This is a genomic window from Tenacibaculum discolor, from assembly GCF_003664185.1.
Classification (GTDB): domain Bacteria; phylum Bacteroidota; class Bacteroidia; order Flavobacteriales; family Flavobacteriaceae; genus Polaribacter; species Polaribacter discolor.
In genome coordinates this window covers 214356-226698 of the sequence record NZ_RCCS01000009.1, presented here as the reverse complement: position 1 = coordinate 226698, position 12343 = coordinate 214356, and the positions used below count along the sequence as shown (strand labels likewise).

Annotated in this window: 7 protein-coding genes; 5 read left to right on the top strand and 2 right to left on the bottom strand. The window is 32.8% G+C overall.

Annotated elements, in window-relative coordinates:
* The first annotated feature begins 12 nt into the window (after nucleotides 1-12).
* From C8N27_RS13080 to C8N27_RS13070, 3 genes are read left to right on the top strand one after another with little or no spacing between them, the layout of a single operon-like run.
* Nucleotides 13-4299 carry a DNA/RNA non-specific endonuclease gene (locus C8N27_RS13080; RefSeq protein ID WP_121147889.1) on the top strand — a complete coding sequence of 1429 codons (4287 nt, stop codon included), beginning with the start codon at nucleotides 13-15 and terminating at the stop codon, nucleotides 4297-4299.
* A gap of 12 nt (nucleotides 4300-4311) precedes the next feature.
* Nucleotides 4312-5652 (top strand): ATP-binding protein, encoded by a 1341-nt coding sequence (locus C8N27_RS13075; RefSeq protein WP_121147887.1) that lies wholly within the window; start codon nucleotides 4312-4314, stop codon nucleotides 5650-5652.
* Between the two features lie 11 nt (nucleotides 5653-5663).
* Nucleotides 5664-6485, top strand: coding sequence for a hypothetical protein (locus C8N27_RS13070; protein WP_121147884.1), 822 nt, complete (start codon nucleotides 5664-5666; stop codon nucleotides 6483-6485).
* A gap of 9 nt (nucleotides 6486-6494) precedes the next feature.
* Here the strand turns inward: C8N27_RS13070 and C8N27_RS13065 are convergent, their stop codons facing one another.
* Complete coding sequence (locus tag C8N27_RS13065) at nucleotides 6495-6848, bottom strand: hypothetical protein (RefSeq protein WP_121147881.1); 354 nt, start codon at nucleotides 6846-6848, stop codon at nucleotides 6495-6497.
* A gap of 1 nt (nucleotide 6849) precedes the next feature.
* Nucleotides 6850-11223 (bottom strand): DNA polymerase III subunit alpha, encoded by a 4374-nt coding sequence (gene dnaE / locus C8N27_RS13060; RefSeq protein WP_121147879.1) that lies wholly within the window; start codon nucleotides 11221-11223, stop codon nucleotides 6850-6852.
* Between the two features lie 239 nt (nucleotides 11224-11462).
* Here dnaE and C8N27_RS13055 point away from each other — a divergent pair, with 239 nt between their 5' ends.
* Both C8N27_RS13055 and C8N27_RS13050 read left to right on the top strand, forming a co-directional pair.
* Complete coding sequence (locus C8N27_RS13055; RefSeq protein ID WP_028891302.1) at nucleotides 11463-11654, top strand: cold-shock protein; 192 nt, start codon at nucleotides 11463-11465, stop codon at nucleotides 11652-11654.
* A 171-nt stretch (nucleotides 11655-11825) separates the two neighbouring features.
* A complete protein-coding gene (locus C8N27_RS13050) occupies nucleotides 11826-12329 on the top strand; it encodes a 30S ribosomal protein S16 (RefSeq protein ID WP_121147876.1) in 504 nt (167 codons plus the stop codon).
* Nucleotides 12330-12343: the final 14 nt, after the last annotated feature.

Sequence of the window (12343 nt, the reverse complement as noted above, 5' to 3'; positions counted from 1 at the left end):
AGACAATAAGTAATGTTTAGAGCAAAACAAAATATAGCAAAACCTTCTAATCCTTCTTTAAAAAGTAAGGAAGCAACACCTTTTATCAAGCCAGAAATGAAGGTGGTTAAACCTGAAAAAAAACAAGAGGAAATTGCGTTAAAAGAAAATAAAAAAATAAAAAATGAAGATAGTCTTTCAATCAAAAAAGAACAGTCAGTAATTCCAAAAACACCAGTTTTAGAAGCTTCTGAAAAAGAAAAAGGTGAAAAAAATGAAGGAGGAGATAAAGTTGGGGTTCTTAAAAAAGTAGCAGAAAAGCAATCTTTTTATGGTTTGAAAAATAGTGCAAAAGAAGCAAGTGTTTCTGTGACAGAGCCGAAAAGTAATAACACTATTCAAGTAAAAACAGAAGTTAAAGAAGGAAAAAAAGAAAAGGAAGAAACCTCAGAAAAAGAAAAAAAAGAAGAAGGAGCAGTTAAAGAGAAAAAAATACCTAAAGCACCGACAAAGCCAGAAGATGATCCCGCTTTTCAACAACAAATAAAAAAAACGGAAAAGGTAAAAGAAGAAAAATCACAACATCCAAATCCAGAAGCTAAGGTAAACGAACAGCAACAAGCAGGCCACCCATCAGCAGCTGTACAATCAACTAAAAATGATCAGCAAGCCCATGCAGAGTCATTATCAGCTACTTCTGAAGAAGAAAAAAACAGAGAACCATTTACTCCAGAATCGTTTAAAAAACTTCTAGAAAAGAATTTAGATGATTTAGAAAAACAACTTCCTAAAAATTCTGAAGAAGCACAAGAATTTAGAGATGATAAACCTATACAGGGAATAAAAGAAAATATATCAGGTCAAGTTACTGCTGAAAGTGATAAGCTAGCGGGGCCAATGAAATCTGAGGCAGATAAACCAGCTCCTGCTTCAGGAAAACCAACAGTAGAAGCGGTTCCTTTACCTCCCACAAATTCAGGTAATTCTCCTAAACCGTTAAATGCCAAAGCAGCAATCCCTAAACCTAAGACATCTCAGGAGATTTCGATGGAAAAAGAAAGTCAGTCATTAGATGATTATATGGCTGAAAATAAGGTAACGGATGAGCAATTAGCAAAATCAAACGAACCTAAATTTACAGGAGCATTAGAAGAAAAAAACAATGCTCAAACTGAAGCAAAGTTAGCACCAGTAAAGTATAGAAAGAAAGAACAAGTTCAATTAGGGGTAGCTCAAAAAACAGCAGCAGTAAACAGTAAAGAGGGGTTAGATCAAATGCAAGCAGCTAAAGTATTATCAGAGAATAATGTTTTAGCTAATCAAACGGAGAATAAAACGAGTGATAAAACTGAACAAGAAAGAATTTATGCTGAGTTTGAAGCAATTTATGAAGAAACAAAAAAGACGGTTACTGAAAGTTTAGAAAAGCTTTCAGAAGATGTTGATAAAAAGTTCAGTGAAGAAGCAGAAAGTGCACAAAAAACTTTTGAAGAAAATGTTGAAGACGGTTTAGGTGAAATTTATGGATGGACAGTTATAGACGATTGGATTTTTGGAGAGGATACAGAGGCGATAGATAAGTTGTTTAGAGTTGAAAAAGGAAAGTTTATTAGTAAAATGAACTCGGTTTTAGATGATATTTCAATAATTATAGCCGATGGATTGAACGGAGCTTTAGATGCTATTGAAGAAGGAAAACGAAAATCAAAGGAAAAATTCGACAGTTTAGACGAGTCACAAAAGAAATTAGCGGAAGATGCTTATAGTGACTTTAATGATCAATATGCAGATTTAGAAGATACGGTTTATGAAAAACAGGAAGAATTAGCGGCTGATTTAGCACAATCATACAAAGAGAATGTTGATAGTTTACAAGAAAAGTTTAATGAAATAAAAGAAAGCGTAAGTGCTGGTTGGATTGGTGCTGCGTTAAATGCATTAGCTGGTGTTATAAAAACTATTTTAAAAATAAAAGATATGCTGCTTAATCTACTAGCAGCAGCTGTAAGTGCAATAGGAGCTATAATTTCTGACCCGATAGGGTTTTTAAGTAACTTAATACAAGGGGTTAAACAAGGTTTTGTTGATTTTGGGAACAATATCAAAAAACACATGATTAAGGGAGTAATAGAATGGCTTACAGGTTCTTTAGGTAACGTAGGTATTACTTTACCAGATAATTTATTTAGTCTTTCAGGAATATTCAGCTTAGTAACTCAAATGTTAGGATTAACATGGGATTATTTTAGGAGTAAAGCGGTTAAACTACTTGGAGAGCCCGTAGTTGCAGGTATGGAAAAAGCTGTTGAAATTTTTCAGATAGTTAGAAAAGACGGTGTAATGGGGCTTTGGGAATATATAAAAGAACAGTTTGGTAATCTCAAAGAAATGGTTATGGATGCCATTCGAGATATGATTATAACCAAAGTTATAGAAGCTGGAATAAAGTGGGTTATGGGCTTGTTAAGTCCAGCAGGAGCTTTTGTAAAAGCAGCAATGATGATTATAGATATTGTAAAGTTCTTTGTTGAAAGAGCAGCACAGATATTTGAATTAGTTACGGCGTTTATAAATAGTATTAAAGCTCTAGCAGAAGGAAATGTCAAAGCAGTAGCAAAAGGTATTGAAACTGCTTTAGCCAAAGCAATTCCAGTATTAATAGGCTTTTTAGCTGCTTTAGTTGGAGTAACTGGACTCACTGGGAAAATCCAAAAAATAATTAAAAAAGTTAGAAAGAAAATAGACAAAGCCATTAATAAAGTTATTAAAAAAGCTAAAAAAATATTTAATAAGATTTTAGGAAAAAAGAAGCCTAAAAAAGGACAAGCAAAAAAAATAAAAGATGACAATAAAAAGCAAAAACCAGCAAAATTAACAGCAAAAGATAAAGCGAAACATAAAAAGATTGTAGGTAAGATAGAAAAGAAATTAGGAGAAAAAGCAAAAAAAGGAGAACCGTTTGATAAGTTTTATGCAAGAAAAAAGAAAGAAGCTAAAACCCTAGAAAATAAATACCAACCACAATTAAAAAAAGGAATAAATTTAGATATAAAGTTTAATGCATTAGCAAAAGATAAAGAAGATAACGATGTAGATATTAAAATTAAAATAGCACCTAATGATACTACTGGTAAGGTACAGGCAAAAGGAGATGGAAAGGATAATTTACCGTTGCTAGATCAATACTTAAATAAAAAGGTGGTAGATAAAGAAGGTATTCCATTAGAGTCTTTTACAAAAGCATTAAAAACAGATATTAATAAAATAGACAAGAAACAAGTTTATATTCTTGATAAGAGAAATTCTAGCTATAAGTTTAGAACAGGAAAAGGATTTGGTTCATATCCTAATATATACATTGAAAGTGATGGAGCTGAAGAAGGAGTCTTAAAAAAAGGAAAATCCAAGTCTTACAAACCAGCACATGGAAACTTTATTCCAGATGAAATGGAATTAACAGAAAAGAATGGAGTATATACAGCAAAATATAAGACAAAAAGAGCTGGAGACGCAAAGGAAGCAAAAGCAGGAGAAGATAGTCCAACATTTGAGATAAATATCACTTTTGATGAGGCTATAAAAGGTATTTCAGACAAAGTGCAAACTAGAAAAGTAAAAGGATTTAATTTGTCAAGTAAGCCAGATGGAATTGGAAGAGGAAAATGGGATGGAGGATCAGCAGGAAAAGATGGTACTCCAGGATTTGATAATGCTCATATTATTGGAGATCAATTTGGAGGTTCAGGAGTTAATTCGGCAATGAATATTTATCCATCATCACCAATGTATAATCAAAAAGAAATGGCACATGTTGAGAATAAATTGGCCTCTTTCTTCAAGTCTAGAGGAACAAACTTTAATATGGAAGTTACAGCAAAAATAAAGGATGATGCAAATGTTAACAATCAACTAAAAGGAGTTTTAGATACGGAATTTGGTAAAGACAATAAAGGGAAGAAAAAGGTAGACGAGAAAATTAAAACAAAAGCGAAAAGTACTTTGACAAAGGCTTTACAACAAGCTATGACTATGGATATTGATAACTTACCAGGCCAGTTTTTAAATACTACATACAAATCAAAGGGAATTGCTTCTAAAGACGATACAGAGGTAGAAGGAGATAATTTACAAACAACTGGTGTAGAAATGAAAAAAGACAAACGATACGATAAAGATAAATACAAAAAACTAGGAAATGATTTCTCTAAAAATGCAGCAGGTACAGAGCTATCTATTGGGACCGATCAGGGTTATGATGTATCTATAGAAAATTATAAAGCAAAATTTGCTAATGACGGAACGAAAAAAAAGAAATTATAAAATAAGGTAATTATGTACATAGAGGTAGATCAAATAAATAAAATAGGAGTATTTAAAGTACTGCAAGATTTTATTACCAATAGAATTGATAGCGAATTTAATGGGTATAAGCAACCAAATTTTGAATTAAACTACAATGGAGTGCCTTCTCCTGTGATTGCTTTTATGAATGATAAAAATTTAGTAACTGAAGATGTTATTTTATTACTACTGGCTTTTGTACCTCATATGTTTCCAAATTTTTTAAACAATATCATTAGCGAGTTTTTGCCACAAGGAGGTGAATTTCCAGAGTTTGGAGGAGTAAAAGGGAAAAATCATAGAGGAATTATACCTACAGGTGAAACAGCCCTTTATATTTTAGGAGGTAATGATTTTGCTTCAAGAGAAAGAGGTTTACAATTTATTTTAAGTGAAAGTAAATTGTTTAGAGATAAGGTATTGAGAATTGAAAAGCAACTTGAAGATGAGCCTTTAATGAGTGGTAAGCTAATTTTGGCAGAGGAATATGTACACTTGTTTTTAACAGGGAAAGAATTAAAACCACAAATGAGTCAAGATTTTCCTGCAAGTTTAATTACTACAGATTTAGAATGGGAAGATTTAGTATTGCAAGAAAAAACATTGAACGATGTTAAAGAAATAGAAAACTGGTTAGCATATAAAGAGATACTGTTAAATGATTGGGGAATGGGAACAAAAATCAAGCCCGGATATCGAGTTTTATTCTGTGGAATTCCAGGAACAGGAAAAACGTTGACAGCTAGTTTACTTGGAAAATATACAGGTAAAGATGTGTATCGAGTAGATTTGTCAATGGTTGTTTCAAAGTTTATTGGAGAAACAGAAAAAAACTTGTCCAAATTATTCGATAAATCCATTAACCAAGATTGGATTTTGTTTTTTGATGAAGCTGATTCTATTTTTGGAAAGAGAACAAGTGTAAGGGATGCTCATGATAAATACGCAAACCAAGAAGTTTCTTATTTACTTCAGCGAATAGAGTCACATCCTGGATTAATCATTTTGGCTTCAAACTTTAAAAATAATATTGATGCAGCTTTTACAAGACGTTTTAATAATATTATTGAGTTTGAAGCACCCGGTTATACAGAAAGACTAACTCTATGGGAAAATAACTTACCTGAGAATGTTGAATTAGAAGCTACTATAAGTGTAGAAGAGTTAGCTAAAAAGTTTAGTTTAACAGGTTCTAATATAGTGAACATTATTCAATACGCATGTTTACAAACCATAGCTAATAAGAAAGAAACAATACAAAAGCAATACTTGTTAGAAGGGGTAAAAAGAGAATACACAAAAGAAGGAAAAACAATTAGCATTAAACTTTAAAAAGAGCAGTAATGAAAACAATCAATCAAATAAATGGTATCCCCTTACATTATGCTAGATTAACAAATCATCCATACGGAACTAGGGGAGAACAGCGCAATTTTTCAGTTGATGAAGGATTCTTAAGTATTTTAGAAAATGCACTTCAAGAAGTTTTTGAACATTGTCCTTTAGGAGTTCCTGAAGTAATTACAACAGCAGGAATTTTTGTAGACAAACCAGGACAGCATGGTCATGGAAAAGCATTTGATTTGGATGCTGTTTTTTGGAGTGATGAAACTCTAGTTACAACCAATTTTATTCATCAAAAAGAGTTGTATTTAGGTATGGAATCTTTTTTAAGAAAACACTTTGGTATTGTATTAAATTATTATTATCCAAACCATAAAGATCATTGGCATGTTGATACAAGTGTTCCTGTTGATTATAATGAAACATCTAAATCGGAAACATTGTATTTGCAATTAGTGTTAAAACATATTTATAAAGAAGAAATTTTGGTTGATGGTATATGGGGAAGGCAAACTTCAGGAGTAGTAAAAGAAGTTTTTGAAAGATTAGGAATAAATACACCCATAACTACGAAAGCAAATTATATAAAGTTTTTAGATATAACAGGTAAAATAGCATTTAAACTATATGAAGAAAATACTTCTCCAAAACATTTATTAAGTAATTTAACAGAAGTAATTGAAGCTTTACCACAACAAAATAGAACCGCTGTGCGAGAGGCATTAAATAGCTTTTTAGATCATGAAGAAACAGTAAATTGGTTGGGAGACTTTGAAGAGAACCATAACTTAAATACTATTATTGAAGAAGTAATAGCTTAAAGTTTTTTATTAGGAAAACTGATTTTTAAACCATACCTTTTTCCAGATTCTTTTTAGAATTAAGAACGTAATATTTTCGATATACCTATCAATATCTTTAGATTCAGTAATTTGTGAATCCTTTTCAGAAATATCAATACGATATAAAAGGTTGGTGTACGAACTAAAATTATGTAATACAAGTTCTTTAATTGATTTCTGGAGTTCTTCTTTTAATTCTAAAGGAGTATTATTTTCAGAAAAAATCAAATCAATTCCAGTTAGGTTAAAATCTTTGTTAAGTTGAACTACGAGCTGTTTATATAACTTTTGATTGGCTACATTTGTTAATAAATCGATACTGTTTTGATAGCTAGGTAGCATTTTAATTTAACTTGTAATTAATAAACTGTTCGTCTAAAGCCTTTAAAAATTCACTAGATACTTTAATCTTAGTGGTTCTACTCGGTAAGCTTAATTCTATTTTTTCTTCAGCGTCCCAAATGGTAAAATATAAACTTTGTGAGCCTTTGTTAGTGGCAAATAAGTGTTGTAACTCCTTTATGGTATTGTCTTTTACTTCTTTTAACGGAATTTTTATAGTAAGTTTTTTACACATTTTATCCATAATATCGTGCAATAGTAAAAATTCATTAAAACCAACCCTAGGATCACCTTTTACACCTTCTTTATTTGTCCAACCAGGTTTGATAGTAGTTTTGATAAATAAGAATGAATTTGGAACTAAAAAGTGTTTAAACCTTAAGTAATCTTCACCAAAAATTCGAAACTCAAAACTGTCATTATAGTCTTCCATTATAAAAGAAGCCCATCCTTTACCTGCTTTTGATACTCTATGTTGTACATCAGTAACAATTCCTGCAAAAGAAAGTCCTAAACCTTCATATTGAGCTATATTTTTAAAATGTGCAAGTGAAGCGTTGCAGAACTTTAGTTCGTTTTTAAAATCATCAAGTGGATGTGCAGAAATATACATTCCTACGACTTCCTTTTCACGAGCTAACAATTCCATAGTTCCCCAAGTTTCACATTCAGGAATCAAAGGTTCTGGTAAATCAACTTCCGAAGCTTCTCCAAATAAAGAAACCTGAGATGAATTCTGATTTTCTTGAAACTTATTACCAAATCGGATAGCTTTTTCTAAAAAAGTTTGCCCTTTCTCATCCTTTACATAATACTGAGCTCTGTGAGTATCGCTAAAGGAATCAAATCCACCAGCTAATACTAAACCTTCAAAAGCTTTTTTGTTAGCAACACGTAAATCAACACGTTTTGCTACGTCAAAAATAGAAGAGTAATGTCCATTTTCTTTACGCTCATCAATAATTGCTTTTACAGCAGAACCACCTACGCCTTTAATTGCTGCCATACCAAAACGAACAGCGCCGTCTTTGTTTACTGAGAACTTAGCATACGATTCGTTTACATCTGGACCCAAAACTTCTAATCCCATACGTTTACATTCCTCCATAAAAAACGAGACTGTTTTAATATCGTTCATGTTGTTAGAAAGTACTGCTGCCATGTATTCGGCAGGGTAGTGGGCTTTTAAATAAGCAGTTTGATAGGCAATCCAAGCATAACAGGTAGAATGCGATTTGTTAAATGCATAGGATGCGAAAGCTTCCCAGTCTTTCCAAATTTTTTCTAATGCTTTTTCATCATGTCCATTAGCTTTTGCCTGATTTACAAACTTAGGTTTCATTTTTGCAAGTACTGCCGCTTGCTTTTTACCCATTGCTTTACGAAGTACATCGGCCTCACCTTTGGTAAAATCAGCTAACTTTTGCGAAAGTAACATTACTTGCTCCTGATATACTGTAATTCCATAGGTTTCAGCTAAGTATTCCTCCATGGCAGGAAGGTCATATTGAATTTCTTCATCACCATGTTTTCTTCTAATAAAAGAAGGAATATATTCTAAAGGACCTGGACGATATAAGGCGTTCATTGCAATTAAATCAGCAAAAACCGTAGGTTTTAACTCACGCATGTATTTTTGCATTCCGGGAGATTCGTATTGGAATATCCCTACGGTTTCACCACGTTGGAACAGTGCATAAGTTTCTTCATCATCAATGGGGAAATTTTCAGGATCGAGCTCTACACCATGACGTGCTTTAACAATTTTTACCGTATCCTTGATTAGGGTTAATGTTTTTAACCCAAGGAAATCCATTTTTAATAATCCAGCACTTTCTACTACCGAGTTGTCAAACTGGGTGACGTACATGTCAGAATCTTTCGCAACTGATACGGGTACAAATTTGGTAATATCATCAGGAGTAATAATTACTCCACAGGCATGAATCCCAGTGTTACGAACAGAACCTTCTAAAATTCGAGCTTTGTTAATGGTTTCAGCTTCTAACCCATTACCATCAGCAATAGCTTTTAGTTCATTAACCATTTCAATTTCTTCAGAACGAAGTTTTTCTTTTAATCCTTTCTCATCTAAAGAAAAGATTTTTTTCAATTTCATTCCTGGAATTAACTTAGCAATTCTATCAGCTTCAAATAGAGGTAAGTCAAGTACACGAGCGGTATCACGGACAGATGATTTAGCTGCCATAGTACCATAGGTAATAATTTGTGCTACTTGATTAGCGCCATATTTTTCAATTACGTAATCCATTACACGACTTCGACCTTCATCATCAAAATCAATATCAATATCGGGCATCGATACACGTTCAGGGTTTAAGAAACGCTCAAAAAGTAAATCATACTGAATAGGATCAATATTGGTAATCCATAAACAATAAGCAACTACCGAACCAGCTGCAGAACCACGCCCTGGACCTACGGATACATCCATATTACGGGCTTCTCGAATAAAGTCTTCTACAATTAAGAAGTATCCAGGGTATCCTGTTTTAGCAATTACATCGAGCTCAAAATCTAAACGTTCTCGGATTTTGTCGGTAATTTCTCCATAACGTTTTTTTGCACCTTCATAAGTTAAGTGACGTAAGAAGTTGTTTTCACCTCTTTTTCCACCATCTTCTAAATCTTTTTCATCTCTAAACTCTTCTGGAATATCAAAGGCAGGTAATAATACATCACGAGCTAACCCAAAAGGTTCTATTTTATCTACAATTTCTTGAATGTTAATAATGGCTTCTGGTAAATCTGCAAAGAGTTTTTTCATCTCTTCGGTAGATTTAAAATAATATTCGTCGTTAGGTAATCCATAACGATAGCCCCTACCTCTTCCCTTAGGAGTTGCTTGTTTTTCACCATCTTTTACACATAATAAAATATCATGTGCATTGGCATCTTCTTTATTTAAATAAAAAGTATTGTTAGTAGCTACAATTTTAACGTCATGCTTTTTTGAGAATGAAAGAAGGGTTTCATTTACAACTCTTTCATCTTCTTGTCCGTGACGCATTAATTCGATATATAAATCTTCTCCAAATTGCTCTTTCCACCAAAGTAGTGCTTCTTCAGCTTGAGTTTCACCAACATTTAATATTTTACTAGGAACTTCACCATATAAATTTCCTGTTAATACAATTACATCTTCTTTGTATTGCTCGATAATTTTTTTATCAATTCTTGGAACGTAATAAAAACCATCAACAAACGCAATAGAAGACATTTTTGCTAAGTTGTGATATCCTTTTTTGTTTTTAGCAAGTAACACAACTTGATACCCATTGTCTTTTTGACTTTTATTGGTGTGGTCTTCACAAATATTGAATTCACAACCTACGATAGGTTTTAAAATACTTTGTGTAGGTTCTTCTCCTTTTTCTAAAGCTTCTTTATTTGCGGCTTCTACTGCTTTGTTATGTCCTATAACTGCTTGTACGAAATGGAAAGCAGCCATCATGTTACCCGTATCAGTCATTGCAACTGCAGACATATTGTCTTTGGCAGCAGCATTTACAATGTTACCAATTTGAATGGTAGATTGTAAAACGGAATATTGAGTATGGTTGTGTAGGTGAGCAAACTTAACGCCTTCAAGTTCTGCTAATCCTTCTGCGGTAGAAATTGTATTCGCTTCATCGGTTTCAGAAGATTTTCTCTTGCGAATTTTTTCACTTTCCTTTTTTAGGTTTAAGTGTTTAAGTCCAATTACTTGTATCGGATTTGGGTTAGCTTCTGTATAACGTTGAAAATAATCAGAAGAAACATCTAACTGTTCTTCGGTGTATTGGCGTAAACGAATTAATTCTAAGAAACATCGAGTGGTAGCTTCAACATCGGCGGTAGCATTATGTGCTTCTCCAAAACCAGTTCCAAATAAATGGTTATGTAGTTCGGTAAGAGTTGGAAGTTTGAATTTACCTCCACGACCACCAGGAATTTGACATAGTTGTGCTGTATGTTCGGTACAAGTATCTAAAACAGGTAATTCTGTTAAATTATTTTCAACACCTAAACGATGAAATTCACATCCCATAATGTTGACATCAAAACCAACATTTTGACCGACAATAAACTTCGTTTTTTGTAAAGCTTTATTGAAAAGCTCTAAACCTTCACTTAACTGAATACCTTGTTCGATAGCCAAATCAGTAGAAATTCCGTGAATACGTTCTGCATCATACGGAATGTTAAACCCGTCAGGTTGAATTAAGAAGTCATTGTGTTCAATTAAATTCCCCAATTCATCATGTAATTGCCATGCAATTTGTATGGCTCTAGGCCAGTTATCGGTATCGGTTATAGGAGCGTTCCAGCTTTTAGGTAATCCAGTAGTTTCGGTATCGAAAATTAAATACATGGGCAAAAATTACTTATTGAAGTGTCTTGGGTAAAACAAAGTGTAAAAATACGAAGAATTTGTATTGCTATTAATAGAAGTTATTAACGAGTGTTTTTGGTTAAGGTAAAGGCTTGAATAGCTGATTGTAATAAAAAAAGGGTGTTAAGTATAGGTTAATTTTAAAAGAAATATGAAAAAAAGTAGTTGATAATCAATTAATAAGATTACATTTGCACTTTAATATAATATTTTTTACAATGAAAGAAGGAACAGTAAAGTTCTTCAATGAATCTAAAGGTTTTGGATTTATTACAGAGTCAGGATCAAACACAGAACATTTTGTACACGTATCAGGTTTAATCGATGAGATTAGAGAAGGTGATACTGTTGAGTTTGAACTTAAAGAAGGAAAAAAAGGATTAAACGCAGTTAGCGTTAGAGTATTATAATATATCTCACAATTTATTTTTCTTAAGAGCCTGTTAAACAGGCTCTTTTTTATTTTAATAAAGTTACTTTTTTGCTTTTAAATAAAAAAGATTTTATAAATTTGCGCCCACTTATCACGAGATGGTAAGATTTATTAATAACCAAGGTCGCGTACCTTAAAAATTAAAATTATGCCTGTAAAAATTAGATTACAAAGACACGGTAAAAAAGGAAAACCATTTTATTGGGTAGTAGCTGCTGATTCAAGAGCTAAAAGAGACGGTCGTTTCTTAGAGAAAATCGGTACTTACAACCCTAACACTAACCCTGCAACTATCGAGTTAGATGTTGACGGAGCTGTAAAGTGGTTACAAAACGGTGCTCAACCAACTGATACTGCTAAAGCTATCTTATCTTATAAAGGAGCTTTATTAAAGAATCACTTAGCTGGAGGAGTAAAGAAAGGTGCTTTAACTGAAGAGCAAGCTGAAGCTAAATTCAATGCTTGGTTAGAGGAAAAATCAGCTAAAGTTGCTGGTAAAACAGAAGGTTTAGCAAAAGCTGAAGCAGAAGCTAAAGCAAAAGCTTTAGAAGCTGAGAAAGCTGTAAACGAAGCGCGTATAGCTGCTGCAACTCCTGCTGTAGAAGATAGCGAGGATGCTGCTGCTGAATCAGGTGCTGATAGCGAAGAATAAAAACTGTACTACGA